The organism is Pseudomonas ceruminis (assembly GCF_021602025.1).
In the GTDB taxonomy this organism is placed as follows: Bacteria; Pseudomonadota; Gammaproteobacteria; order Pseudomonadales; family Pseudomonadaceae; genus Aquipseudomonas; species Aquipseudomonas ceruminis.
In genome coordinates this window covers 35,024-60,949 of the sequence record NZ_BQHW01000031.1, presented here as the reverse complement: position 1 = coordinate 60,949, position 25,926 = coordinate 35,024, and the positions used below count along the sequence as shown (strand labels likewise).

Annotated in this window: 25 protein-coding genes and 1 pseudogene; 11 read left to right on the top strand and 15 right to left on the bottom strand. The window is 63.9% G+C overall.

Going from position 1 to position 25,926, the window contains the following annotated elements:
• From L6D80_RS30565 to L6D80_RS26020, 4 genes and pseudogenes are all read left to right on the top strand, one after another.
• Positions 1–131: pseudogene (locus L6D80_RS30565) on the top strand (aromatic-ring-hydroxylating dioxygenase subunit beta); the annotation flags it as partial.
• 10 nt (positions 132–141) lie between these two features.
• The gene (locus tag L6D80_RS26030; protein ID WP_054899832.1) at positions 142–894 is read left to right on the top strand and encodes an SDR family NAD(P)-dependent oxidoreductase; all 753 of its coding nucleotides are present in this window, start codon (positions 142–144) and stop codon (positions 892–894) included.
• A 20-nt stretch (positions 895–914) separates the two neighbouring features.
• A complete protein-coding gene (locus tag L6D80_RS26025) occupies positions 915–1,874 on the top strand; it encodes a PDR/VanB family oxidoreductase (protein WP_176512817.1) in 960 nt (319 codons plus the stop codon).
• A gap of 11 nt (positions 1,875–1,885) precedes the next feature.
• The gene (locus tag L6D80_RS26020; RefSeq protein ID WP_054899830.1) at positions 1,886–2,383 is read left to right on the top strand and encodes a flavin reductase; all 498 of its coding nucleotides are present in this window, start codon (positions 1,886–1,888) and stop codon (positions 2,381–2,383) included.
• 3 nt (positions 2,384–2,386) lie between these two features.
• On the opposite strand, the gene L6D80_RS26015 is transcribed toward L6D80_RS26020, so the two are convergent.
• The 3 genes from L6D80_RS26015 to lpxO all read right to left on the bottom strand — a co-directional run bounded on the left by L6D80_RS26015 (position 2,387) and on the right by lpxO (position 4,352).
• Positions 2,387–2,956, bottom strand: coding sequence for a GNAT family N-acetyltransferase (locus L6D80_RS26015; RefSeq protein WP_176512816.1), 570 nt, complete (start codon positions 2,954–2,956; stop codon positions 2,387–2,389).
• Between the two features lie 78 nt (positions 2,957–3,034).
• Positions 3,035–3,379 carry a carboxymuconolactone decarboxylase family protein gene (locus tag L6D80_RS26010; RefSeq protein WP_054899828.1) on the bottom strand — a complete coding sequence of 115 codons (345 nt, stop codon included), beginning with the start codon at positions 3,377–3,379 and terminating at the stop codon, positions 3,035–3,037.
• A gap of 73 nt (positions 3,380–3,452) precedes the next feature.
• Entirely contained in the window at positions 3,453–4,352 is a 900-nt protein-coding gene (lpxO, locus tag L6D80_RS26005; protein ID WP_054899827.1) for a lipid A hydroxylase LpxO, read from the bottom strand.
• 158 nt (positions 4,353–4,510) lie between these two features.
• Between lpxO and thpR the strand changes: the two genes are divergently transcribed.
• A complete protein-coding gene (thpR, locus tag L6D80_RS26000) occupies positions 4,511–5,056 on the top strand; it encodes an RNA 2',3'-cyclic phosphodiesterase (protein ID WP_054899826.1) in 546 nt (181 codons plus the stop codon).
• A gap of 6 nt (positions 5,057–5,062) precedes the next feature.
• Here the strand turns inward: thpR and L6D80_RS25995 are convergent, their stop codons facing one another.
• From L6D80_RS25995 to L6D80_RS25980, 4 genes are all read right to left on the bottom strand, one after another.
• A complete protein-coding gene (locus L6D80_RS25995; RefSeq protein WP_054899825.1) occupies positions 5,063–7,492 on the bottom strand; it encodes a TonB-dependent siderophore receptor in 2,430 nt (809 codons plus the stop codon).
• Positions 7,493–7,572: 80 nt separating this feature from the next.
• The gene (locus L6D80_RS25990) at positions 7,573–8,562 is read right to left on the bottom strand and encodes a FecR domain-containing protein (protein ID WP_054899824.1); all 990 of its coding nucleotides are present in this window, start codon (positions 8,560–8,562) and stop codon (positions 7,573–7,575) included.
• Positions 8,559–9,065, bottom strand: a complete 507-nt coding sequence (locus L6D80_RS25985) for a sigma-70 family RNA polymerase sigma factor (RefSeq protein WP_054899823.1) — start codon at positions 9,063–9,065, stop codon at positions 8,559–8,561. The genes L6D80_RS25990 and L6D80_RS25985 overlap by 4 nt, the downstream gene beginning before the upstream one ends.
• 95 nt (positions 9,066–9,160) lie before the next feature.
• Positions 9,161–10,066, bottom strand: a complete 906-nt coding sequence (locus L6D80_RS25980; RefSeq protein WP_054899850.1) for an AraC family transcriptional regulator — start codon at positions 10,064–10,066, stop codon at positions 9,161–9,163.
• Between the two features lie 180 nt (positions 10,067–10,246).
• On the opposite strand from L6D80_RS25980, the gene calA reads away from it, so the two are divergent.
• Complete coding sequence (gene calA, locus L6D80_RS25975) at positions 10,247–11,299, top strand: vanillin reductase (RefSeq protein ID WP_054899822.1); 1,053 nt, start codon at positions 10,247–10,249, stop codon at positions 11,297–11,299.
• 67 nt (positions 11,300–11,366) lie between these two features.
• On the opposite strand, the gene L6D80_RS25970 is transcribed toward calA, so the two are convergent.
• On the bottom strand, positions 11,367–12,683 hold the full coding sequence (locus tag L6D80_RS25970; RefSeq protein ID WP_176512815.1) for a YncE family protein: 1,317 nt from the start codon (positions 12,681–12,683) through the stop codon (positions 11,367–11,369).
• Between the two features lie 202 nt (positions 12,684–12,885).
• Between L6D80_RS25970 and L6D80_RS25965 the strand changes: the two genes are divergently transcribed.
• Positions 12,886–14,085 carry a sugar transporter gene (locus tag L6D80_RS25965; RefSeq protein WP_054899820.1) on the top strand — a complete coding sequence of 400 codons (1,200 nt, stop codon included), beginning with the start codon at positions 12,886–12,888 and terminating at the stop codon, positions 14,083–14,085.
• Positions 14,086–14,112: 27 nt separating this feature from the next.
• Here the strand turns inward: L6D80_RS25965 and L6D80_RS25960 are convergent, their stop codons facing one another.
• From L6D80_RS25960 to L6D80_RS25950, 3 genes are all read right to left on the bottom strand, one after another.
• On the bottom strand, positions 14,113–14,697 hold the full coding sequence (locus tag L6D80_RS25960; RefSeq protein ID WP_054899819.1) for a LysE family translocator: 585 nt from the start codon (positions 14,695–14,697) through the stop codon (positions 14,113–14,115).
• 50 nt (positions 14,698–14,747) lie between these two features.
• The gene (locus tag L6D80_RS25955) at positions 14,748–15,578 is read right to left on the bottom strand and encodes an AraC family transcriptional regulator (protein WP_176512814.1); all 831 of its coding nucleotides are present in this window, start codon (positions 15,576–15,578) and stop codon (positions 14,748–14,750) included.
• Between the two features lie 79 nt (positions 15,579–15,657).
• Entirely contained in the window at positions 15,658–16,548 is an 891-nt protein-coding gene (locus L6D80_RS25950; protein WP_054899817.1) for a LysR family transcriptional regulator, read from the bottom strand.
• Between the two features lie 104 nt (positions 16,549–16,652).
• Here L6D80_RS25950 and nfsB point away from each other — a divergent pair, with 104 nt between their 5' ends.
• A complete protein-coding gene (gene nfsB, locus L6D80_RS25945) occupies positions 16,653–17,306 on the top strand; it encodes an oxygen-insensitive NAD(P)H nitroreductase (RefSeq protein ID WP_176512813.1) in 654 nt (217 codons plus the stop codon).
• Positions 17,307–17,408: 102 nt separating this feature from the next.
• On the opposite strand, the gene tal is transcribed toward nfsB, so the two are convergent.
• Both tal and L6D80_RS25935 read right to left on the bottom strand, forming a co-directional pair.
• The gene (gene tal / locus L6D80_RS25940; protein WP_176512812.1) at positions 17,409–18,368 is read right to left on the bottom strand and encodes a transaldolase; all 960 of its coding nucleotides are present in this window, start codon (positions 18,366–18,368) and stop codon (positions 17,409–17,411) included.
• A gap of 18 nt (positions 18,369–18,386) precedes the next feature.
• Positions 18,387–19,973, bottom strand: coding sequence for an FGGY-family carbohydrate kinase (locus L6D80_RS25935; RefSeq protein ID WP_176512811.1), 1,587 nt, complete (start codon positions 19,971–19,973; stop codon positions 18,387–18,389).
• Between the two features lie 254 nt (positions 19,974–20,227).
• Here L6D80_RS25935 and L6D80_RS25930 point away from each other — a divergent pair, with 254 nt between their 5' ends.
• Positions 20,228–21,226: a LacI family DNA-binding transcriptional regulator gene (locus L6D80_RS25930; protein ID WP_176512810.1), complete on the top strand. Its 999-nt coding sequence runs from the start codon at positions 20,228–20,230 to the stop codon at positions 21,224–21,226.
• A 146-nt stretch (positions 21,227–21,372) separates the two neighbouring features.
• Positions 21,373–22,101: an SDR family oxidoreductase gene (locus L6D80_RS25925; protein ID WP_054899812.1), complete on the top strand. Its 729-nt coding sequence runs from the start codon at positions 21,373–21,375 to the stop codon at positions 22,099–22,101.
• A gap of 164 nt (positions 22,102–22,265) precedes the next feature.
• Here the strand turns inward: L6D80_RS25925 and L6D80_RS25920 are convergent, their stop codons facing one another.
• On the bottom strand, positions 22,266–23,420 hold the full coding sequence (locus tag L6D80_RS25920) for a cysteine desulfurase family protein (protein ID WP_176512809.1): 1,155 nt from the start codon (positions 23,418–23,420) through the stop codon (positions 22,266–22,268).
• A gap of 163 nt (positions 23,421–23,583) precedes the next feature.
• Positions 23,584–24,510 carry a LysR family transcriptional regulator gene (locus L6D80_RS25915; protein WP_054899810.1) on the bottom strand — a complete coding sequence of 309 codons (927 nt, stop codon included), beginning with the start codon at positions 24,508–24,510 and terminating at the stop codon, positions 23,584–23,586.
• Between the two features lie 139 nt (positions 24,511–24,649).
• On the opposite strand from L6D80_RS25915, the gene L6D80_RS25910 reads away from it, so the two are divergent.
• Entirely contained in the window at positions 24,650–25,879 is a 1,230-nt protein-coding gene (locus tag L6D80_RS25910) for an acyl-CoA dehydrogenase (RefSeq protein WP_054899809.1), read from the top strand.
• Positions 25,880–25,926: the final 47 nt, after the last annotated feature.

Sequence of the window (25,926 nt, the reverse complement as noted above, 5' to 3'; positions counted from 1 at the left end):
GCCTCAAGCACTACACCGCCGACCTGACCTACACCCTGGTACGCCGCGAGGGGGGCTTCCAGCTCCAGCGCAAGGTCATCAGCCTGATCAACAGCGACGATACCCTTGCCGGTATCGGCTACATCCTGTGAGGAGCCTGTCATGAACCAAGTTGCATTGGTAACCGGGGCCGGCCAGGGGCTGGGCCAGCGCTTCTGCGCCAGGCTGCTGGCCGCAGGCTTTGACGTGGTGGTCTCGGACCGTGACCTGGCCCAGGCCCAGGCCTGCGCCGAGCGCCTGCAAGGCGCATCGCAGGGAGGGGGTGGGCGGGTGCTGGCGTTGAGGTTGGACGTTGGCAGCAAGGCCGATTTCGAGCAGGCGCTGGCTCAGGTGCTGGAGCACTTCGGCGCCCTGCACGTAGTGGTCAACAACGCCGCCGTGACCAAGACCACGCCACTGATGCAGATCAGCCCCGAGGAATTCGATGCCGTGGTGGGTCTCAACCTGCGCAGCGTGTTCCTCGGCTGCCAGGTGCTCGGCGCCCACCTGGCCGAGGCCGGTTACGGGCGGATCATCAACATGGCTTCGCTGGCCGGGCAGAACGGCGGCACCGCGACCGGTGCGCATTACGCCGCGAGCAAGGGCGCCATCGTTACCCTGACCAAGATCTTTGCCAAGGAATTCGCGACCCGCGGCGTTACCGTCAATGCCATTGCCCCAGGGCCGATCGACTCGCCGGCGGTGCATGCCGCGGTGCCCGCACAGCGGATGCAGGGCCTGTTGGCCAACATCCCGGTGCAGCGCCTGGGCGATGCCGATTTTCTTGGCGATCTGATCGTGCAACTGGCGCGGCCTGAGGCCTACTTCACGACCGGGGCGACCTGGGACGTGAATGGCGGCCTGTTCATGCGTTGAATTTATCCAGGACACCGGTCATGAATGAAGAACTGTTGAATGTAGTGGTGCGCAAACGCGAGATCCAGGGCGCCGACGTGGTCGTGCTCGATCTGGGACGCGCCGATGGGGCGGCGCTGCCAGCCTTCGAGGCGGGGGCGCACGTGGATATCCATGTCGCCCCCGGCCTGGTGCGGCAGTATTCGCTGTGCAGCGACCCGGCCGATGCCTCGGTGTATCGCCTGGGCATACTGAAAGACCCGGCCTCGCGTGGTGGCTCGGTGGGAGTGCACGAGGCTCTGGTGGAAGGGCGCCAGGTGCAGATCAGCGCGCCGCGCAACCTGTTCCCGTTGGCGGCCGATGCCCGCCGTTCGCTGCTGCTCGGCGGTGGCATCGGCATCACCCCGATGATCGCCATGGCCCATGCCTTGTACCAGCAGGGTGCCGATTTCGAGTTGCATTACTGCGGGCGTTCGCGCAGCCGCAGCGCCTTCCTCCAGGCGTTGGCCAGCGCGCCGTTCGCCGCCCGGGTGTTCACCCATTTTGACGACGAAGACACCGCCCAGCGCCTGAACCTGACGGATGTGCTGGGGGCCGGTACGCCGGGCACGCACCTGTACACCTGCGGGCCTTCGGGGTTCATGGACTGGGTGATTGCAGGCGCCCGGCAGCAGGGGTACGCCGAGGACCACATCCACAAGGAGTACTTCCAGGTCGAGGTCGACGCCAGGGGCGCAGGCTTCGAGGTGGTCGCCGCGCGCAGCAACAAGACCGTCCAGGTCGCCGAGGGGCAGAGCATCCTGGAGGCCTTGGCGCAGGTGGGCATCAAGATCGACATCTCGTGCGAGCAGGGGGTGTGCGGGACGTGCATGTGCGAGGTGCTCGAAGGTGAACCGGACCACCGCGACGTGTACCTGACCGATGAAGAAAAAGCCGCGAACGACCAGATCCTGGTGTGCTGCTCGCGGGCCAAGAGCAACAAGCTGGTGCTGGATATCTGAGGAGCACGACCATGGTAGACGTAACCCAATTCCGCAACGCAATGGCGATGCTCGGTGGCGCCGTATCGGTCATCACCACCGATGGCCCCGCCGGTCGCTTCGGCTTTACCGCATCAGCGGTATGCAGCGTGACCGACGCACCGCCGACCTTGCTGGTGTGCATGAATCGCTCGTCGTATTCCAACGAGCAGTTCAAGGCCAACGGCGCCTTGTGCGTGAACGTGCTGGCCGGTACCCACCAGGACCTGTCCGGGGCCTTTGCCAATCGCAACCTGAGCATGGAAGAGCGTTTTGCAACCACCCCCTGGACGGTGCTGGAAAGCGGTGCGCCGGTGATGCAGGAGGCGTTGGTGAACTTCGATTGCCGGATTGCCCAGGTGCATGAGGTGGGTTCGCACAGCATCTTCTATTGCGAGATCCAGCAGATCCGCCATGGGGGGGCCGACGATGGGCTGGTGTATTTCAACCGCGCCTATCATCGGGTGTGCGAGGCCTCCAAGGCCTGCTGAGGGTCAGCGCCCACGGCGTCGTGACACGCGCGCCTCGATGTTCTTGCGGCCGATCAGCAGCGGCGGTTTTTCCACCACCGGCGCGTCCGCCAGCCACTTGTACATCACCAGGCAGTCCACCAGCCCGAGGCGGGCGTGGCGGTAAGCCTTGGGCAAGCGGCCGACTGTGTCGAAGCCGAGCTTGTGCCAGAGCGCCACGGCCACGTCGTTGCTCGCCACTACCGAATTGAACTGCAGCGCCAGGAAACCTTCCTGGCGTGCCAGTTTCTGCGAGTGTTCGCACATCAGCCGGGCCACGCCACGCCCACGGGCAGCCTCGCTGACCATGTACCCGCAGTTGCCCACATGGGCGCCTGGACCGGCGGCATTGGCCTTGAGGTAGTAGGCGCCGAGCAGTTCGCCGTTCTCTTCGGCCACCCAGGTGTGCGCGGGGAGCTCCAGCCACAGCTGGCGTGCCTGTTCGAAGGTGATGGCCGGGTCGTAGGCGTAGGTTTCGCGGGCCTGGACGATGGCCTGAAAGGTGGGCCAGAAGCGCTCGAAATCGGCGGGCGTCATGGGGCGGATGTGGATCATGGCGGTTCCTGCTAGGGCTAGGCCGCCAAGTCTGGGTGGCGCAGCGCCGTCGCGCAAGGGCGGCGACGCTGCCTTGGCTCAGCCGTTGGCCTTGCCGACTGCATCCAGGGCACGGGCCGAGTAGACCAGCGCGGCACCGGCATTCATCGCCACAGCCACACCCAGGGCCTCGGCGATCTCTTCACGGGTGGCACCTTGTTTGACCGCCTGCTGCGAATGCACGGCAATGCAGCCGTCGCAGCGGGTGGTCACCGCCACGGCCAGAGAGATCAGTTCGCGGGTCTTGGCGTCCAGGTGGTGGGTCTTGGCGCCGGCACCGCTGGCGGTCATGTAACCGGCAACGGTGTCGGGAGACAACTGCTTGAGATCGCCGATGCCGGCCATCAACTGCTTACGGTAGGCGTCCCAGTCCATCATGCTCATCGTCTTCACCTTGGGGAGGTTGCGAGTGGAGCTTAGAGGCTAGTCGATGTTGTGGGCGCCTGTGCGCGGCGCCTCAGATATAGATGAACAGCAGGATCACAGCCGCCACTACCAGCCATTTCTCCAGGTAGTAACGCATGCGGTTGCGCTTTTTCAGTGCCTTGCCACGTTCGCGGATCTTGTAGATGCGGGTGAACAGGCGGTTGATACCGCCGGTCTTGTCGTTGGCATTGTTCGGCGCCGCTGCGGCCGCCATGACATTGCGGCTGAACCAGCGGTTGAATGCGGTGGCCCAGCGGTACTTGAGCGGGCGTTCGATGTCGCAGAACAGAATGATGCGGTTGTGCTCGGTGGTGTTGGCCGCATAGTGGATGTAGGTTTCGTCGAACACCACCGCTTCCCCGTCACGCCAGGCGTACTTCTCGCCATCCACATCGATGTAGCAGCCATCGTCGTTGGGCGTATCCAGGCCCAGGTGGTAGCGGTAGGAGCCGGCGTACGGGTCCCGGTGGCGCACCAGCTTGGCCCCTGGCGGCAAGGTGGCGAACATGGCCGCCTTGACCGAGCCGATGCCCTGCAGCAGCTCGGTGGTGCGCGGGCACAGGTTCATCGCCGAGGGGTGGCTTTCGCCGTACCACTTCAGGTAGAAGCGCTTCCAGCCGGTCTTGAAGAACGAGTTGAAGCCCACATCGTCATAATTGTCGGACTTCTTGATCTCGCCCACATGCAGCAACTGCTGGGCTTCCTCGCGGATCTCCTGCCAGTGATCCTTCAAGGGCTGCAATTCAGGGAAGGCCTCGACGGGCAGGTACGGCTTGGCCGGATGCTTGGAGAACAGGTACAGGAAACTGTTCACCGGGGCCAGGAAGCTGGAATGGTCACCCAGCTGACGGGTCAGCTTGTGACGTACGCGACCGCGCAGGTGAACATAGGCGATCGAGAGGGCGAATATCAGTACGAGTGCAATTTTCATGGACGATTACTTGTCGAAAAAATGGCCATGCGCCATGGCATAAGCCCGCCAGCATAAACAATCATGGGGGTAGTTTGTACATATTGTTACGTGAATGCATGGCGACTTAGGTGCAATGCCCTACAGTCTGCGCAAACGTTTTAGGTCAAGGAGTACTCATGGCTCAGGACATACGCCCCAGTGGCGCACCTTTCAAGCGGCTGTTCTTCGCCTTGCCAATCGCCGAGGGGCAGCGTCGCGACATCGCCCAGTGGCGGCGCAGCCTGGCGCTGCGCAGCGGCAAACCGGTCCCCCGCGAAAACTTTCACCTGACGCTGCTGTTTCTCGGGGATGTGGACGCGGCACAGATTGCAGCGGTCTGCGCCACGGTAGACAACCTCGTTCTCCCTGAAGCGCCGCTGCGTCTGCTGCTCGATCAGCTGAAGGTGTGGCAACGCGCCAATGTGCTGGTGCTCGAGCCGCAGGAAACGCCAGTGGCACTGCGTCAGTTGGTCTACGGGCTGCAGCAGGCGCTACTGCCCTTGGGCGTCGCCGAGCAGGCGCGGGAGTACCGCCCGCACCTAACCCTGTCACGGGACTACCGCGGCCAGCCGCCTGAGGCCACGGTGGCGCCAGACTTCTTCATGGTCGCCCGGCACTTTACCTTGTACGAGTCGCGCAAAGGCCGCTACTGGCCACTGGCGCAATGGCCGTTGACGGCGTGACGGCGCTCAAAACTGTGGCGTGTACTTGACCGTGAACAAGACGTTGCGTGGTTCGCCGTAGTTGTTGCTGCCATTGAGCTGGTTGAAGCCCGCTACCCAGTACTTCTTGTCGAACAGGTTGTTGCCATTGACCGCCAGGTTTACCTCAGGCGTCAGCTGATAGGCCAGGCGCGCGCTCCACACGGTATAGCCGGGGACGGTATAGGTACGCTCGTAGCCCAGCGTGTGGCTCTGGGTGGTAAAACCAAGGCCGGTGCTCCAGCGCTGGCCGTCCAGCGGCAAGGTGTAATCGGCCCAGGCCCGCAGCATGTGCTTGGGTGTCCACTGGCTGAACACGCGGCCTTCTTCCTCCGGGTCGTCGAGGAATTTGGTGGTGTTGTAGGTGTAGCCGGCAAACAGCTGCAGGCCGCTGAGCACCTCGCCGCTGATCTCAGCCTCGATACCCTGGCTACGCACCTTGCCGGCTGCGGTAGAGCAGTACCAGTCATCACAGGCGAAGCCCGAGGCCACGTCAGTGACCGCGCGGTTTTCCTGGTCGTAGCGGAACACCGCCAGCGAGGCGTTGACCCGGCCGTCGAACAGTTCTCCCTTCACGCCCGTTTCGTAGTTGCTGCCGATCACGGGCTTGAGCGGCACGTTGTTGACGGCCCGTTCGGTCTGCGGCACGAACACATCGGTGTAGCTGGCGTACCAGGCCCACTCGCGGGTCAGGTCATAGACGAAACCGGCGTAGGGGGTGACTTCGCCCGACTCGGTCATGCGGCTGGTGGGGTAGCGGGTACCAGGGTCGGTGCGGCTGTTGAAGTCGATCGAGTCCCAGCTGTAGTCGAACCAGCTGACCCGTGAGCCGACGATCAGGGTCAGGTCGGCGGTCGGTTTGACCCGCCAGACGCCATACAGGCCTTTCTGGCGTATGTCATAGCCGGCCTTGTTGGACCGCGCGCGCGCACCGTCGAACAGGCTGTCACGGCTGGGCTCCGGGCGGTTGTGGTCGATGTCGAAAATGTTGTCGGCGGAAACGTCGAAGTTGCGCCAGTAGGCGTCGTCCGAGGTCAGTTTGGAATAGTTGCCGCCCAGGGTGATTTCATGGGCCAGCGGCCCGGTGTCGAAGTGGCCCACCAGGTTCATGTCCAGGCCCAGCTTGGTGTTGTGAAAATCGGTGATCCAGTCGGCGTAGGTAATCCCGCTGCCGTCAGGTGCCACGCCGTTGCCGGTGGATTGCACGCGCTGGTGCGTGGAGGTGTTGGTTTCGTCCATGCGCACGGCGGCGGCCTTGAACGCCCAGCCATCGTTGAAGCGGTGCTCGAGGTCCAGGTAGTACGTGGTCACGTCAGTCTCGGCGCGGCTCCAGCGAGCGCCGGTGAAGGTCGAACGGGGCAGGTCGATGGGTTTGCCGTCAGCGTAGCGGGGTATGCCACGCAGCATCGGCCGCGACTGCTGGCGGTTGTAGCTGATGCCGGCACCGACAGTGGTGGCGTCGTTCAGGTCGATGTCCAGCGCACCATACAGGGAGTGGGACTTGGCCCATTGGTAATCGATGAAACTGTCGCTTTGGTCCTCATCCGCGACTAGCCGGCCGCGCACGCGACCGTCAGCGGTCAGTGGGCCACCGGCGTCCAATTGCAGGCCATAGTGATCCCAGCTGCCGGCCTTGCCGGTGACGGTGACCGTGGGTGCGGCCTGGCCGCGCTTGCGCACCAGGTTGATCGCACCCCCCGGGCTGCCGGTGCCTTGCAGCAGGCCGGAGGCGCCGCGCAGCACCTCGACGCGGTCGAAGAACACCAGGTCCTGGGTCGCCCAGTTGCCCAGCGAGTAGTTGTTGCGGGGTATGGGGACACCGTCGTACTGCCAGTCATCGATCTGGAAGCCGCGCGAGGTCACCACCATCCCTGGGCCAATGCCCTGAGCGCCAACGATGCCGGTGGTGTGGTTGAGCGCGTCCTGCAGGTCGGTGATGCCTTGATCGTCCAGCTGTTTGCGGGTGATCACGGTGATCGACTGGGGAATTTCCTTGAGGCTGTGTGTGCCTTTGCCCAAGGTCACTGCCCGGGCTGCATACGCGCCGCTGCCTTCGCTGGTGGGGTCCAGGTAATTGTCGATGATGGTGGTGCTGCTCAGCTCCAGTGCATCGCCCACCTGATTGGCCGGAGTCACACTGAAATGCCCGCTGCTGGTGATTCGCAACTGCAGGCCGCTGCCGACCAACGCCGTTTGCATGGCTTGCTCGGCGCTCATCTGGCCGACCACGGCCGGTGCCTGCTTGTCGCGTACCAGGGCCGGCTCCAGGGCGATGATGGTGCCGCTCTGACTGGCAATGCGGTTGAGCGTGGTGGCAAGGCTCGCAGCCGGCAGGTCGAACGACAGGGTGTACGCATGAGCGCTGAAGCTGGTCAGGGCAGCGACCAGGGGCAGGGCGCGGGGCCAGAGGTTGTGCACGGAAATCTCCCGATTTGTAGTGGCTTGTCAGGAGATAGGTGCAACGAGAAATGAAAACCGGACACGGCTGAGAATGATTTTCATGATTTTTTTTGCCCTGCCTGTGCAGGCCCGATCAAGGTCAGCCACCGGCCATACTGCCGGATGTTGATCGGCAGGCTCTCGGCCAGGGCTATCAGTGCTTCCTGCGGCTGATCGAGAGGGAACACCCCTTGTACCCGCAGGTTGCGTACGGCGGGGGCCAAACGTACATAGCCGCGCTGGTAGGGGCGCAAGGCATCGACCACTACGTGCAGGGGCTCGTCCAGCACTTCCAGGCGGCCGTGCAGCCAGGCGGCGCGTTGTTCTTGCGCTTCGGACAGCGGCTCGATGATGTGGCTGTGCAGCAACGCCGCCTGGCCTTGCTGCAGGTCTAGCCAGCGGCCATCGGGCAGGCTGGCGCGGACACTGTGCTCCAGCACCACCACGCGGGTGGCATCACCCTCCTGGCTCACCAGAAAGCGCGTGCCCAAGGCCTGGACCTGCCCCTGCGCCGTGCGCACGCGCAACGGGCGCTGCGGGTCGGCAGCGACCTGGATCAGCAACTCGCCCTGGCGCAACACCAGCAGACGTTGCGTGGTATCGAAGCGCAGGTTCACGGCACTGGCGCTGTTGAGGCTCAGGCGGCTGCCGTCGGCCAGGGTGAAGCTGCGCCGTTCACCGCTATCGGTGTGCAGGTCGGCCAGCCAATTCTGGGTGGTGTCGCTGCGCCAGCCAGCCCACAAGGCACCTCCGAGCAAACCGACACTGGCCAGGGAGGCCAGCACTTCCCGGCGTGAAAGGGTGGGCTGGAGCAGCACCTGGCGCGCTTCGGCCGCCTGCCCAGGGGCGCGTTGTTCCAGCGCACGCAAAGGGGCGAACGGCTGACCTATGCGACGTTGCAGGCGCTCCCAGGCCTGCTGGTGGGTGGGGTCCTGTTGCAACCACTGGGCCAGGCGCTGCAACAACGCGTCATCGGGTGTGCCTGCCTGGAGTGCCACCATCCAGTCGAGGGCCTGTTCGCTGACCGGGTCGAGGCTGGCGTTGCTCATGGCTGCAACTCGCTCAGGTAGCACTGGCGCAATGCCTGCTTCATGTAGCGGCTGACGGTGCGTTCGCTGATCTGCAGCTTGCTGGCGATATCGACATAGCTCAGGCCATCGAGCTGGCTATACAGGAAGGTGGCCTTGACGATGGCAGGCAGGCCGTCCAGCACCTGGTCGATGGTTACCAGGGCTTCAATCAGCAGCAGTTGCTCCTCGGCCGAGGGGGCTACGGGTTCTGGCAACTGCGCCAGGCGCTCCAGGTAGGCCTGCTCCAGTTGGCGGCGGCGATGGCGATCGAAGATCAGCCGGCGCGCAATGGTCGAGAGATAGGCGCGCGGTTGCTGGATGCTGTCGGGGTCGACGCGCGCGCCGAGCATCTGGCAGAACGCTTCGGCGGCCGTGTCTTCGGCGTCAGCGCGGTTGCGCAGGCGCTTGTGGATGTGTTGGAGCAGCCAGCGATGATGGTCGCTGAAGAAAAAGCCCAGCTTGCGGGTCGATGTGCTGTCCAACGCCTGGCATCCAGTTGTGAGTGTGAATCGTTCTCAATGGTAGCTGGGTCGATGGACGCCCCGCAACGGCGGCGTTGAAGCAGTGGCCTCACAGCTCAGGCCGGCAGGCTCTGATAGGGCAGCTCCTCCCCTGGGCTTCGGGCGAACTCGCGCTTGTACTCGCGGCTGAATTGCGAGGTGCTCTGGTAACCCACCCGATGCGCGACCTGCGCCACGCCAAAGCCTTCGCTGATCAGCATCTGTTGCGCCTTGAGCAGGCGCAGGCGCTTGAGGTACTGCATCGGCGCCATGTCGGTGCAGCGTTTGAAATGCTCGTGGAAGGTCGACACACTCATGTTCGCCCGTGCGGCCAGGGCTTCGACACTCAGCGGCTCGGTGTAGTGCTCACGCAGATGGGCGAGGGCGGCGGCAATACGGGCGAAGTGCCCTTGCTGTTCCACCAACGCCCGCAACACGCCCGCCTGCGGCCCGCGCAGCGCGGTATACAGCACTTCCCGCACCCGCGCCGGCCCCAGTACTTTGGCATCCAACGGGTCCTGCAGGCACTGCAGCAAGCGTTCGACACTGGCACGCATGGGGGCATCGAGTACAGCGGAGGTCATCGATTGGGGCGTTTGCGCCTGCACCGCCGGGTCGGGAGCCAGGTCCATGCTCTGTACCAGCTCACTGAGCACGGCACGGTCGATGTCGACTGCCACGCCCAACAGCGGCGCCTCGGGGGTGGCGAAGGTTTCGCACATGAACGGCACCGAGAGCGCCTGCACCAGGTAATGCCCCGCACCGTATTCCAGGGTACGAGGGCCCATGCGTGCAAGTTTGCTGCCTTGGGCAAGGATCATCAGGCTCGGCTCGTAGATCTGCGGGCTGCTGGCCACATACTGGGCCCAGCTCAATACATGCACCTGGGGCAGGTGGGTGGGCACGAAGCCCGGGCGTGTGGCCAGGCTGCGAATCAGTGCGCAGAGCGGGGCGTTGGCGTCGACGTGGCGGGTCAGGTGCATGATGAACCAAGGCAGAGAATCAGACAGTTGCATCATCGCAGATTGACGGTCTAGCGCCAGATGGGACACGGAAGGTTCGGAGAATCAGGCATGCATGCCGGAGAATTTGCCGTGGGCAGGGACGGCACAGGCGCGCAAAATGCGCCGCCTGAATCGTTTCACTTGCCCATGAGGTCCTGCATGTATACCGCTATCGGTTACGCCGCCCAAACCCCGACCAGCCCCCTGGCCCCCATGACGTTCGAGCGCCGCAGCCCGCGCCCGGACGATGTCGCTATCGAAATCCTCTACTGTGGCGTGTGCCACTCCGACATCCACCAGGCCCGCAATGAATGGGGCATTGCGGTGTACCCGCTGATGCCAGGCCACGAGATCATTGGCCGGGTCACGGCGGTGGGTGCCCAGGTCACTGCGCACAAGGTCGGCGATTTGGTGGGTGTTGGCTGCATGGTCGATTCCTGCCGCCATTGCGAGGCCTGCGCCAAGGACCTGGAGCAGTACTGCCTGGAAGGCCCAACCATGACCTATGCGACCCCAGACCGGGTCGACGGCAGCAATACCATGGGTGGCTACTCCAGCAGCATCGTCGTCAACGATCACTTCGTGGTACGCATCCCGGCTGGCATGGACCTGCCTAGCGCGGCGCCGATTCTCTGTGCCGGCATCACCACCTATTCGCCGCTCAAGCACCATGGCGTTGGCCCCGGCCACAAGATAGGCATCCTCGGCATGGGTGGCCTGGGCCACATGGGGATCAAGCTGGCCAAGGCCCTTGGCGCCGAAGTAACGCTGTTCACCCGGTCCCAGGCCAAGGCCGAGGAGGCCCGCCGCCAGGGTGCCGACCATGTCATCGTGTCCACCGACGCTGAGCAGATGCGCGCCGCCGCTGGCCGTTTCGACTTCCTGCTCGACACCATCCCGGTGCAGCACGACCTGAACCCGTACCTGGAAACGCTCAAGTTCGATGGCGTGCATATCCTGGTGGGCCTGATCGAGCCGATCGACCCGGCGGTACATGCAGCCCACCTGGTGACCAAGCGCCGGGTGCTGGCCGGCTCGCTGATCGGTGGCATCGCCGAAACCCAGGAAGTGCTGGACTTCTGCGCCGAGCACAACATCCGTTGCGACATCGAGATGCTGGATATCCGCAATATCAACCAGGCTTATGAGCGCATGATCGCCGGTGACGTGAAGTACCGGTTCGTGATCGACATGGCGACCTTGCAGGGTTGACCCCTGCCGGCACCGGCTCCCAGGTTTGTGGGAGCCGGCTTGCCGACCACAGGGCCGGTGCCGTCAATCACCAGAGCAATGGTTTTTCCCACCCCTTCCAGAACAACCAGCGGCGGACCTCGCCATGCTCCCCGGTTCCGATCTGCCATTCAGGCCGCCCACTGCCCAGGGCAATGACCGAAATGAAGCCGGCGTGGCTGGCCGCAACCAGTGTGCGGCCGTCCTCGCTGATGTCCATGGCGCTGATGGTCGAGCCCAGGTAGTGCTGCCAATGCGCCTTTCCATCCTCGCCAAACGCACGCAAGTAGCCATAGGCATCGCCTACGATGTACTCGCCATGGCCGGCCACCCCCGCATAGACCCGTGCGCCATCCTGCAGCAGCGGTGTGCGCGGGTCTTCGCTGTAGTAATCGGTGTCCAGCCCCGGCAGGTCGGCAACGCGCACCCCAACAGTGCCGCCGTTGTAGAAGTGGCAGGCGTTGACGATCAACTGGTCGCCGCTGCGGTTGAACAGGGCGAAATGCGGATATTCACCGCCCGGGCCGATCTCGGCCACCTGCTCCAGTTGCGCGTCCAGCACCAGGTGTCGGCTGCTTTGCTCGCCGAGTACGATCAGTTGCCCATCCGGCGACACCGCCCCATGCTCCATGGCCAGCCCCAGCGCGATATCGTCCGGGTCGGTGCCGTCGGCCAGTGCTTCAAGGACTTGCGCCTGGCGTGGCAGCAGGCGGGTAGCTCCCTCTGCTGCCAGCAGGAAAATCCCCTCGGCGCTGACCAGCAGTACCCGCTGGCCGTCTGGCAGCGGCACCAGCGCCGTGGGCGTCGGCGGCAGGTCGAACGGCTCGAACGGGTAACCCGCAGGCAAACCCTCCAGCCCGGTTGGCCAGGGCAGGCGGGCGACGTGCGGCCCGCCCCAGCCATCGGTGACACGCACACCCTCGGCATTGGCCAGGGCGAAATAACGCCGCTGCGGGCAGCGTCCGAAATGATCGGTGCCGATCACCGGCGTTACCCCGTGCTCGCCAATACGCACCACCTGGCCTTTTTCATGGGGCATGCCGATGCGCGCCAACAGGCTGCCGTCGTCGAGCAACAGGAGGCTGCAGATGCCTTGCCCATGCTCATCGAGCAAGGGCACCAGTGGCAGGTGCGCAGGTGGCCAGGCCTGGCGAAAGGCCTGGCGCTGCTGTTCATCGACACCGGGTTGGTTGATCGCCTGCAGGGCAGCCTGCCAGGCATCGAGCAGGTGGTCGGTGGCAATGGGCTGTGGTTCTTCGCGTTCGTCCCAGCCGTTTACGGCGCCTTGCGCGACGTAGCGGTTGATGGCCTGGGCGTAGGCGGTGACCGCCTGCTGCCATTGCTGCTGGGGATGTTGCTTGTCCATGGGCGGATCGGGCTCCTTGTTCCGCTTGCAGTTCACACAGAGCGCGCATGGTACCCCCAATGCGCCCCCGGTTGTGAGGCCCGGTATTGACGCGTACCATGCCGGCATTCCTTCCAATAACAAACCCGTGCCTCAGCGCGGCCGATACTTGGCCCCTGACGCGCGTGTTTTCGCCTTGCCTGCGGAGAACAGACTTCCACCCATGAACGGACCCATTCCCACCAACCTGCCACCGGCCACCGGTGGTGGCAGCTGGCTGAGCGTGATCGCACTGGCCCTGGCGGCCTTCATCTTCAACACCACCGAGTTTGTGCCGGTGGCGTTGCTCAGCGACATCGGCCGCAGTTTCGACATGACCACCGCGCAGGTCGGCCTGATGCTGACCATCTACGCCTGGGTCGTGGCGCTGGCCTCGCTGCCGATGATGCTGCTCACACGCAACATCGAGCGGCGGCGCCTGCTGCTGTTCGTGTTCCTGGTGTTCATCGTCAGCCACGTATTGTCGTGGTTGTCGCAGAGCTTTGCCATGTTGCTGGTGAGCCGTATCGGCATCGCCCTGGCGCACGCCGTGTTCTGGGCTATCACCGCTTCCCTGGCGGTGCGCGTGGCGCCGCAGGGCCAACAGGCCAAGGCGCTGGGCCTGCTGGCGACCGGTACTACCCTGGCGATGGTGCTGGGCATCCCCCTGGGCCGCGTGGTGGGCGAGGCGCTGGGGTGGCGCATCACCTTCCTGAGCATTGCCGGGGTGGCGCTGGCCACCATGCTCTGCCTGATAAAGTCGCTGCCGCTGCTGCCGAGCCAGAACTCCGGCTCCCTGCGCAGCCTGCCGATCCTGTTCAAGCGTCCGGCGCTGGTAATCACCTATGTGCTGGTGACGTTGGTGATCACGGCGCAGTTCACCGCCTACAGCTACATCGAGCCGTTTGCCCTGCATGTGGCGCAGATCGGCGGCGAGCGCACCACGCTGCTGTTGTTGCTGTTCGGTGGCGCCGGGGTGTTCGGCTCGCTGCTGTTCAGCCGCTACAGCGACCGTTTCCCGCACGGCTTCCTGGTCGGTGCGATTGGTCTGCTGGCGGCGTGCCTGTTGCTGCTGTTGCCGTCGTCGGGCAACTTCTATCTATTAGCCGGGCTGAGCATGTGCTGGGGGATCGCGATCCTGAGCTTCAGCCTCTCGCTGCAGTCCAAGACCTTGAAGCTGGCATCCGATGCCACGGACGTGGCCATGGCACTGTTCTCGGGGATCTACAACATCGGCATTGGTGGCGGGGCGTTGCTGGGCAGTATCGTCAGCAGCCAGATGGGCGTGGCCGACATCGGCCTGGTGGGCGGCAGTGTGGCAGTGGTCGGGCTGCTGCTGGCGGTCGCCAGTACCCGGCGCTTTCGTGAGGCCCTGAGTAACTGATTGACCTACCGGCAGCCAGCACCGCTTTCAACCCAGCAACGCTGCCCAGGCCGAGACCAGCAACAGCGCCGCCAAACCCCGGTTGAACCACAGCAACCGGCCCGGCGCCTGCAACCAGCGGGCACTGCCTACGCCCAGCAGTGCCCAGGCGGTCATGCTGGGCAGGGCAACCAGCAGAAACACCAGCGCCAACTGCCAAATCGGCAGCGTCGGCGCGGCGAATACGCCGACCACTGCAACCGCCATCAGCCAGACCTTCGGGTTGACCACCTGCAATGAGGCAGCGCTCCAGGCCCCAAAGGCCTTGCCCGATTGCGCCGCTAATGGCTCGCCTGCACTGCGTAACATGCGCCACCCCAGCCAGCTCAACCAAAGCACCCCGGCCCAGCTCATCAGTTGCTGGGCCAGTGGGTGACGCAGCAGCAGCTCGCCCAGCCCCAACCCCACCAGCAGCACGATCGCAGCCGCCGCCCCGCAGCCCGCCAGGATCGGCGCCACGCTCGCCCGTAGCCCCTGACGTGCGCCATGGGCGAGGATCAGCAGGTTGGTCGGCCCGGGGCTGATGCTGGCGACCAGGGAGAAAAGCATGAAGGGCAACAACGCGTGGGACATGATGAACGACTCCGATTGATCAGAGCGTCATGCTCGGCCATTGCGGCGCCTCAGTCTGGAAGGTTTGAGCAGCGTCGGCGGTAATCGGCTGGGGTCAGTTGGTAGGCGCGGCGGAACCAGCGCCCGAGGTGGCTCTGGTCGGCAAAGCCCAGGGCCATGGCCACCTCGGTGGGTGTCTGGCCGTTGGCGAGCAGGCGCCGCGCACGGGCCAGGCGCAACTGGATGAGGTAGGCATGCGGCGCCAGGCCAAAGGCGGCCTTGAAGGCGCGGGTCAGGCGGAAGCGGTCGACGCCGCAGGTCTGCGCAAGGTCGTCCAGGCCAATGTCCTGGTCCAGGTGCGCATGCAGGTAGTCCCGTGCCCGCTGCGCCGTCAGCGGCAGGCGCGGGTCAGGGTTGAGGCGCTTGCGCCAGTGCAGGTGGCGGGTGAGGCTGGCGAGCAACGCGTCCAGGGCGGTCTGACGGACAATACGCAGTTCCAGGCCATGCACCGCCTGGAAGGCGAGGGTGGTGGCGCGGGCCAGGTGGGCATCGTGACACAGGGTGTCGGCGAAACTCGGCAGGCTACCGCTGGGGGCGTGTTCGAATAGCACCCGCAGTTCGGCCTCCAGCCAGTGAGGTTCCAGGTACAGGGTCGAATAGGTAAACCCCTCGTCCGTTGGCGCATGGCCGTCGTGAATATCGCCAGGCTCAAGCAGGAACACCTGCCCTGGCGTGCTGCAGTGGCGCGTGCGCCGGCAATTGAATTGCTGCACACCTTGTTCGGTGACGCCGACCAGGAAGCTGTCGTGCCAATGGGGGTCGTAGGCATGCCCGACGAAATGCGCGCGGACCGACTCGATGCCGGTGTCGGCGTCTTGCTTGAGGTCGATCCAGTTGCTCATGGCGGCGGCGCTGTCGAGGGGAGGCCGTTCACCTTAACCCACAACCGAGTACGGGTTTAGAACAATTGTGCGCCGGCGGTCATTGCGGTTGCAGCGCTGCGAAGCGGTCGCGCAACCACAGGTGCAGCTGTGAAACGGCAGGCGACAGCTGCTTGCGATGGGGGCACACTAGGGTCACCGGGGTGTGCTCGCCAGGTTGCTCGGGCAGCAGCACTTCCAGTTCGCCGGCGGCGATGTTGGCGCTTACATCCAGCCACGACTTGTAGGCGATGCCATCGCCCAGTAACGCCCAACGCCGAACCACGTCGGCATCGTCGCTGAACAGCGGCCCACTGACCTGCACGGTACGGTTGCCCAGCCGCCACTTGTCGTAGATGCGCCCCAGTTGCAGGTACAGCAGGCAACTGTGCTGCTGCAGGTCTTCAACGCTCGTGGGCCGGCCATGTTTGGCCAGGTAGGCGGGCGAAGCCACCAGCACCCGGCGATTCCACGGTGCCAGTGGCAGGGCGATGTAGTTGGCCTCTTCGTTGCGGCCGTAGCGTATGGCTACGTCCACCGGGTCGCGGAACAGGTCGGCCACCTGGTCGGAAAGCAGCAGGCGCAGGGTCAGGTCCGGGTGCTCACGGCGAAAATCGCTCAGCCACGGCAACAGGATGTTGCGGCCCAAGTCCGAAGGCGCCGACACCTGCAGCATGCCGCGCAGGGTGCTGTGCGCACCGTGCAGGTTATCGCGGCCTTGGCGCAGGCTTTCGAGCACGTTGAGCGCAGTGGGCAGGTACAGCTCGCCCTCGGCGGTCAGGCGCAGGCTGCGTGTGGTGCGGGCGAACAGGCGCACATCGAGGTCGCGCTCCAGGCGCTTGATTGCGGCAGCGACCTGGCCCGGCAGTAGGTCGGCTTCGTGGGCAGCGGCGGTAAAACTACCCAATGCGCTGCTGCGCACGAACAGTTCGAGGTCGGTAATGCGGAGCATTTTCACTCCAGGGGTGAAAGTGTTGCTGCATTCTGCCGGTTTTTCCGAGTTACCGGAAAGATAATATGCGCGGTAAATCCCGTTCCGCTTATTGGAGTTGCTACATGGATACCGTCTCCCTGGCCAAGCGCCGCTACACCACCAAAGCCTACGACGGCGCGCGCAAGATCCCGCAGGCCACTGTCGACGCCTTGCTCGAACAGCTGCGCCACAGCCCGTCCTCGGTCAACTCGCAGCCGTGGCACTTCGTCGTTGCCGACACCGCCGAGGGCAAGGCGCGCCTGGCCAAGAGCACGACCGAAGGTTATGCCTACAACTCGCCGAAGATCCTCGACGCTTCCCATGTCATCGTGTTCTGCACCCGCACGGATATGACCGAGGCGCACCTGGACACCGTGCTGGACCAGGAGGCCGCCGACGGTCGGTTCCGTGATGATCAGGCCCGGGCCGCGCAGAACCAGAGCCGCCGGCACTACACGAACCTGCACCGCTTCGACCACAAAGACCTGCAGCACTGGATGGAAAAGCAGACCTACCTGGCCCTGGGGACCGCCTTGCTCGGCGCCGCCGCCCATGGTCTGGATGCCACGCCGATCGAAGGCTTCGACAGCAAGATCATGGACGCCGAACTGGGCTTGCGCGAACAGGGGTACACCAGCGTGGTGGTGCTGAGCCTGGGTTACCGCAGCGAGGCAGACTTCAATGCCGGGCTGAGCAAGTCACGGCTGCCGGCGTCCAAGGTATTCACCTTCCTCTGAGAGCCGCCTGGCCATTACCGGCACGAGGCCAACGCGCAAGGCTGAACGTGACTGCTGTGGCAGCGGGCGTGTGCCGCGATCAGGCTGTGCGATGGGCCGCGTTCAAGTGCACAGGCGTTGTGCGATAAGCGCCTCCAGCTTGCCCTGGTCTACCGCAAAGCCGCGAATACCCTCGGCCAGTTTCTCGGTGGCCATGGCGTCCTGATTCATCTGCCAGCGGAAATCACGTTCACTCAGTGGCGGTGGCGGCGCCTGGTGTTCGGCTGGCGTGGTGAGGGCAGCCTTCAGGCTGCCCTCGGTCACAGCCAGCGCCTCCAGTAACGCTGGGCTGATCGTCAGCCGATCGCAACCGGCCAACGCAATGATTTCACCCACGTTGCGAAAGCTTGCCCCCATCACTGAGGTCCTATAGCGATGCCGCCGCATGAAACCATAACTGGCTGCAACCAATTGAACCCCAGGCTCCGCCGCTGGCGTGTACTCGGTATCCGGGCAAGCGCGGCGATGCCAGTCCAGTACCCGGCCAACAAAGGGTGAGATCAGGTACACGGCCGCCTCCGCGCAAGCGCGTGCCTGGGCCAGGCTGAAAATCAGGGTCAGGTTGCACTGGATGCCCTCACGCTCCAACGTACTGGCCGCGCGAATGCCCTCCCAGGTAGCAGCGAGCTTCATGAGGACGCGTTCACGTGGGACACCCGCGGCCTCATACAACCCGACCAGGCGCCTGGCCTTGCCCAGGCTCGCCTGTTTATCGAAGGACAGGCGGGCATCGACTTCGCTCGATACCCTGCCGGGTATGTGCTGTAGCAGGTTGCAGCCCAAGGCGACGATCAGGCGGTCGGATATGTCTGCTACCGCTTCCACCAGTGGCACGCCGGCGGCTTTCGTCAGGGCGCATAGGTCATCGAGCAAGGCGTCGTATTGCCCCGACGCAATGGCCTGGAACACCAGGGTGGGGTTGGTGGTTGCATCGTGGGGGGCGAAGCGGCAAATGGCGCGAAAATCGCCGGTGTCGGCGACGACTGTACTGTACTGCCCCAACTGGCTGAGCAACGTCGGCATGGTGGTATTCCTTGGTCGTTATCGGTGGGCCAGGGGCTGGGCAGGGCGTGCTGACGCGCAACGTTGCCTGGTCTGGTCTGCCAGGCCGTGCATAGTGGGGCTCAAGGCGGGATAGGCCGCGCAGTAATGCGCAAACATCTGGTCATAAACGGCTTTGTTAGCGGGGTTGGGGTCGGCCCGTCGACGCAGGGTGCGCCAGTTGCGGATTGCTTCGATATCCTCGATGGCACCGATTGCCAGTGCCGCGAGCATGGCGCCACCCAGCGGTGCTTCGACCTGTTGTTCGATGGTGAGCACGGCGTAGCCCGTGACATCTGCGATGATCTGCATCCACAAGTCCGACGCCGTGCCGCCCCCGACCACGATCAGTTGCGGGTCAAGCTGCAGGCCTGCGCCGCTGGCCATTTGCATGTTGTGGCGCAAGGCAAACGCCAGCCCCTCGAGCAGCGCGCGATACAGGTGAGCCTTGTGATGGAACAGCGACAGACCTATATAGGCTCCCGACGCTTTGGCATCCCAGATTGGGCTGCGCTCGCCCATCAGGTAGGGCAGGAACAACAGTCCGTCTGCACCGGCGGGCGTCTTTGCCGCCTCCCGTTCCATCAACTGATGCACCTCCACGCCAGTCGACAGGGCAGCTGCTTGCTTTTCCTGCTTACAGAACTGCTCACGGAACCAACTGACGGCTGCACCGGCAGTAATGGCACCGCCAAAACTGTAAGTGTTCGCGCCAGCGTCGTAGACGTAAGGCATGTTGATCAGCCCTGGGCTGGCGTCCTTGCACGCTTTGATAAACCCCCAGCACATGCTGGTGCCCAGCATTGCTACGTGGTTGCCCGGAGCAATGACGCCAGCGGACAGCGTTGCCATTGCCGCATCGACCCCACCTGCCACCACCGCCGTGCCAGGCAGCAGCCCTAGCCGCTGCGCTGCAGCCGGCAGCAGGCTGCCAATGACTTCTCCGGGCGTGACCAGGCGTTGCGGCATCATGTTGGGGTCGATGCCCAGTGCATCGAGCAATGCCGGCGACCAGGCGCGCCTGGCCAGGTCATAGATGCCGCCGATATTGCCCGCTGAGCTGTGGTCCACCGCCAATTCACCGGTCAGGTGGTATTGCACGTAGCTATTTGGCGGTAGCAGATAGCGTGCCCTGGCCCAGACCTCAGGTGCGTTGCGCTTGATCCAGAGCATCTTGGTATAGCCGTAGTAGCTATCGATGCCGTTGCCGGTGACGCGCTGCAACTGTTCGACATCCAGATGCTCACGCACCCATTCGGCCTCGGCGATGGCGCGGCGGTCCATCCAGATCAGGCAGGGGTGCAGCGGCTTGATATCAGCGTCTACCGGGATTCCCGATCCACCGTAGAGGCTGCTGATGCAGATGGCCTTGATGCTGGCTGCCGGCACCTGGCTGCGGCGCACGCTGCTGGCGACTGTTTCATAGACTGCTTCCAGCCATACATCCGGCCATTGCTGCGCCCACAGTGGCCGGGGTTGTTCGACCTGATAGCTGGCAGAGGCCTGAGCGACCATGTCTGCGTCGGTAGACACCAGGAGCGCTTTGGTGCTTTGCGTGCCGATGTCGACTCCAATCACGTAATCCATTTTCACCCCTTCTTATTATTGGCTTGGCGTGTAATGCAGACGTCGACATAGGTATGCCGCCCGCTCCATGACGCCGCCATATGGTGGTTGCCCGTCCTTGGCAGATGAATGTTAACGTCAACATTTAAAAACGCTAGCACAGCGTTGTTGGCTTCACAATACGCAGGCGAGTTTGTGGCCTGGCGCAGAATCAGTGAGAATCGACGGGCAGCCGCTGACGACAGCCCCCGCAGACCAGCCAGCATCGAGCGTCCATGAACAAACTAGGCAAAGCCACCATTACCGACATCGCGAAACGCGTGAACATGACGACCGTCACCGTCTCGCGGGCGCTCAACCAGCCGGAGAAGGTCAAGAAAGAGACGCTGGAACAAATCCTCAAGGTGGCCAAGGAGCTCAACTATGTGCCCAATGCCTTTGCCCGTAATCTGAAGAATCGTGAAAGCCGGCTGGTGGGCCTGGTGACGGCAAGCCTGGAAAACCCGTTCTACGGAGAGATCATCAAGGCGATTACGCGCCAGGCCAAGACACGCGGCTATACCTTGATGCTGTTCGATACCGATGGCTCGCCGGAGCTGGAGGCGCGTGCAATCGATACGCTGCTCAGCTATCAGGTAGCCGGCCTGATGCTGTCGGTCATCAGCGACGATGACCAGTACCAGCCGAGCTACCTGGCCAAGCTGGAAATGGCGGCCATCCCGGTGGTGCAGATCGACCGCCAGCTGTCTGGGGCACCGTTCGCCGGGGTGTACCTGGACAACGAGCACAGTGGCTATCAGGGGGCGCGCGCCTTGCTTGCACAAGGCCTGCGCCGGGTCTTGGTGGTGGCAGGGCCACAGCGCTCGAGTATTTCCCTGGCGCGGCTGGCAGGCATCCGGCGGGCACTGGAGCAATGGCCGGAGCCGACGGTGGTGGAAGTCGTGCATGGGGACTACACCCAGGCACCGGCACGGGATGCGGTGCGTAACTACCTGCAAAGCGGCAAGTGGCCCGAGGTGATCTTTGGCCTGAACGCCCTCATGACCCTCGGTGCTTTGCAGGCCATGCGCGAGCTTGGCCTGAGCCGCAATGACATCGCGCTGTTCAGCATCGACCAGGTGCGCTACGCCGAGCTTTTTGGCGAGCCTATCCCTTGCATCAGCCACAGCGGCACCCAATTGGGCATAGGGGCGATCAACCTGCTGCTCGGGCAGATAGACGACCCTTCGCAGCCTGTTGAAGACAAAGTCATAGAAGGGCGGCTCCTGCTCTGATCCCCCGGCAGGGTATACATACTTGGTTAAAAATGTAGACGTTGACATTTTGGTCGGCGGGGTTTCAGATGGGCCGGCAGAGCGATGTAAACGTCTACATAACAATAATCAAGCGCCCCTGATCGTTCAGGGGTGGGAGGTGGCGAATGGCAATGCAACTCGAAGGTAAAGTGGCAGCAGTCACCGGCGCTGCGTCGGGGATAGGTCTGGCATCGGCCACGGCAATGGTGGCGGCAGGCGCCAGGGTGGTCATGGTTGATCGGGATGAAGCCGCCTTGGTCAGCGCCTGTGAGCGCCTGGGGCCGGCGGCCATGCCGCTGGTGATCGATCTGCTGGTCCCCGAATCCTGTGCGATGCTGCTGCCAAGCGTGCTGGCCAAGGCCGGCCAACTCGACATTCTGTATGCCAATGCCGGTTGCTATGTGGGTGGCGATCTGGTTGACGGGGATGTGGCCGCCATCGACCGAATGCTGAACCTCAATGTCAATGCCGTGATCAAGAACGTGCATGACGTGCTGCCGTACATGATCGACCGGGGTGAGGGCGATATTCTGGTAACGGGCTCGGTGGCGGGGCACTTCCCGGTGCCTTGGGAGCCGGTTTACTCGGCCTCCAAGTGGGCGATCAACTGTTTTGTGCAGACGGTGCGGCGGCAGGTCAAGGTACACGGTATCCGTGTCGGTGCAGTGTCGCCTGGCCCTGTGAGCAGTGCGCTGCTGGCCGATTGGCCGGAAGAGAACCTGAAGAAGGCAAAGGCGAGCGGCAGCTTGATCGAGCCATCCGACATAGCCGATGCGGTCATGTACATGCTCACACGCCCGCGCAATGTGACGATCCGGGACATGATCGTGTTGCCTTCGGCATTTGATATGTAGCAACAGGTAACCGCTGCACGCGTTGGCTCGCCCGGACACTGCTGCAGCGGACGCTGCGCCGCTAAGTGCAGCCCATCATTCAAACATGGGCTGCATGGACGATAGCCAGAAGCCCACGCCCGCTCTTGGTTCGGTCCGCCGTGCTGCTAACCACGAGCCAGGGGTTACCACAAGGCGACTGAGGCCGCTGCGACCGAGCGCCTGAATACCTCGATCGCCTTGTCCACCTCCGCCTCGCTGGTAAACCGCCCGATACTGACGCGCACGCTTTTGCGTGCCCGCTGTTCATCCAGCCCCAGCGCTAGCAACACATGTGAGGCTGCGTTGCTGGCCGAGTTGCATGCCGAGGTGGTCGACAATGCCAGCTCACCGGCCAATGCCATGCTGTTGAACCCCGCGGCCTCGATGCACAGGTTCAAGGTATGCGGGACACGCTGGCGGGCACAGCCATTGAGCGTGACCCCAGGCAGTGCCAGCAACCCTTCGCGCAACCGCTTGGCAAGCTGTTCGATCCGTTGGTGCTCGCTGTCGCCAGGCTGGCCTGCCAGGGCGAAGGCAGTGCCCATGCCAACGATCTGGTGAGTGGGCAAGGTGCCCGAGCGCAGCCCGCGTTCATGGCCGCCACCGTGAATCTGCGCACGCATCCGATCACGGGCGCGGGGGCCGACGTACAACGCGCCGATACCCTTGGGCCCATAGACCTTGTGCGCCGAGAACGACATCAGGTCGACCGCCTGGGCCTGCAGGTCGATGTCCACTTTGCCTACCGCCTGAGCGGCATCGACATGCAACAGGGCGCCATGGGCACGCAGGCGCTCGCCTATGGCGGCGAAATCAGTGAGGGTGCCCAGTTCGTTGTTGACTGCCATCAGCGACACCAGGCGGGTATCGGCACGCAATGCTGCCTGCACATCGTAGGGCTGGATCAGGCCCGCGGCGTCCGGCGCCAGGCGCGTGACCGCCCAGCCTTGGCGCTCCAGTTCGCCGACGGTATCGAGCACGGCCTTGTGCTCCAACTGGCTGGTGATCAGGTGCCCCGGTTGCTCAAAACCCTGGGCGATGCCCTTGAGTGCAAGGTTGTTGGACTCAGTGGCCCCGGAGGTCCAAACCAGCTCATCGGCGCTGGCACCGACCCGCGCGGCCACCTGCTCGCGGGCTTGCTCGACGGCTTCGCGGGCGGCCTGGCCGTAGGCATGGCCACTGGACGCGGGGTTACCAAAGTTCACTTGGCGGCCGAGGCAGGTGAGCATGGTTTCGATGACCCGGTCGTCGACCGGAGTGGTGGCGGCGTAGTCGAAGTAGAGTGGGGCACTAGGCATAGCGGCGGGTCCGTTGCTGTCACCGTGGAGTCGGCGATCGTTGCAGCAAGCGTAATCGCCGGGGGAAAAAAACGTTTGCCTTTTTATTCATGTTACGGCCCCGCTGTCAGAAAAATATTCTCCATAAGCAGGTTGCCGTAGAATTTTTAACGCGCCTGCGTGCTCAGGCCGGTGCCGCAGTTCGCTCTTCCTCCGCCACCACCCGCTCGCACAACTCGATGATCTGCTCGCGCATCCAGCGGTTGGCCGGGTCCTGATCGGTGCTTTCATGCCAGTACAGGTGCGTTTCCAGCGGCGCAATGTCCACCGGCAGCGGCTGGTAGCGCAACTGATGACGGCGGGCAAAGCGTTCCGGCACGGTCATCGCCATGTCGGTCTGCTGCAGTACCTGCGACGCCATCAGGTAATGCTGCGAGCGCAGGGCGACCTTGCGTTGCACGCCCATCTTGCCCAGCGCCAGGTCGACATAGCCCAGGCCATTACGGCGGCTGGAGATATGGATGTGGGTCATGCCCAGGTAACTGTCGAGGGTCAATTTGCTGTCCGCCAGCGGATGGCCCTGGCGCAGGGCGCAGACGTAACGGTCCTGCATCAGCTTGACGTGGCGCACCTGCGGGTCGGTGTTCAGCGGCGCATCGACGGCAAAGTCCAGGCGCCCGGCGGCCAGTTCCTTGGTGGTTTCCCGGCGTTTGCACAGGAAGCTCTCGATCAGTACCGCCGGGGCCAGACGGCGCAGGCGCTGGAACAGCGGCGGCAGGATCACCGCCTCGGTGAGGTCGGTCATGCTGATGCGAAAGGTCTTGTTGGCCTGCTGCGGGTTGAAGATGCGGCTTTCCTGTACCGAGGTACGCAGCAGCGCCAGGGCGTTGCGTACCGGGCCAATGATGTTCTGCGCCATGGGTGTGGGCACCATGCCCTGCGCGGTGCGCACGAACAACGGGTCGTTGAAGGTTTCGCGCAACCGTGACAGCGCGTTGGACACCGCCGGCTGGGTAATGCCGACGATCTGCCCGGCGCGGGTCAGGTTGGCTTCGGTGTAGATCGCATCAAAGACGATGAACAGGTTGAGGTCGACCTTGCTGAGGTTCATGGACGCCGCTCTTTGTTGGAATTATGGCCCGATCATATATCGGTTATGAATGTTTATACACGCAGAAAATAGACTAGGTAGATTGAGGGTGGCTGCTCTAGGCTCTGCCCATGTACTTCGAACCGTGAAGGTAGCCCTGATGGATTTCGCCTATTCGCCCAAGGTCCAGGCACTGCGTGAACGTGTTGCAGCGTTCATGGACGCCCATGTTTACCCCGCCGAGCCGGTATTCGAGCGCCAGGTCGCGGAGGGTGACCGCTGGCAGCCCACCGCAATCATGGAGGAACTCAAGGCCAAGGCCCGCGCCGAAGGGTTGTGGAACCTGTTCTTGCCCGAGTCGGAGTACGGTGCCGGCCTGAGCAACCTGGAATACGCGCCGCTGGCCGAGATCATGGGGCGTTCGCTGCTGGGCCCGGAGCCATTCAACTGTTCGGCACCGGACACCGGCAACATGGAAGTGCTGGTGCGCTATGGCAGCGAGGCGCAGAAGCGCCAGTGGCTCGAGCCGTTGCTGCGGGGCGAGATCCGCTCGGCATTCGCCATGACCGAACCGGATGTAGCCTCTTCGGACGCCACCAACATGGCCGCCACGGCTATCCGTGACGGTGACGAATGGGTAATCAACGGCCGCAAGTGGTGGACTTCCGGTGCCTGCGACCCGCGTTGCAAGGTGATGATCTTCATGGGCCTGTCCAACCCCGAAGGCCCGCGCCACCAGCAGCACTCGATGGTGCTGGTGCCCACCGATGCCCCCGGGGTGAAGATTGTCCGGCCGTTGCCGGTATTCGGCTACGACGATGCTCCCCATGGCCACGCTGAAGTGCTGTTTGAAAACGTGCGGGTGCCCTACGACAACGTGGTCCTGGGCGAGGGCCGCGGCTTCGAGATCGCCCAGGGGCGCCTGGGCCCTGGCCGTATCCACCACTGCATGCGGTCGGTAGGCATGGCCGAACGTGCCCTGGAGCTGATGTGCAAACGCTCGGTCGAGCGTACTGCGTTCGGCCGTCCGCTGGCGCGGCTGGGCGGCAACGTCGACAAGATCGCCGACTCGCGCATGGAAATCGACATGGCCCGTCTGCTCACCCTGAAGGCGGCGTACATGATGGACACCGTTGGCAACAAGGTGGCGCGCAGTGAGATTGCGCAGATCAAGGTGGTGGCGCCGAACGTGGCCTTGAAGGTTATCGACCGTGCGATCCAGATTCATGGCGGTGCAGGGGTGAGCGCAGACTTCCCCCTGGCGTACATGTATGCCATGCAGCGCACCCTGCGCCTGGCCGATGGGCCGGATGAGGTGCACCGTGCGGCAATTGGCAAGTATGAGATCGGCAAGTATGTGCCAGCGCAGCTGTTGCGCGGCGAGCGGTGAGGCGTGGCTCGCCACGTCTGGGCAGCACCGGTTCACTTGAGCACGAG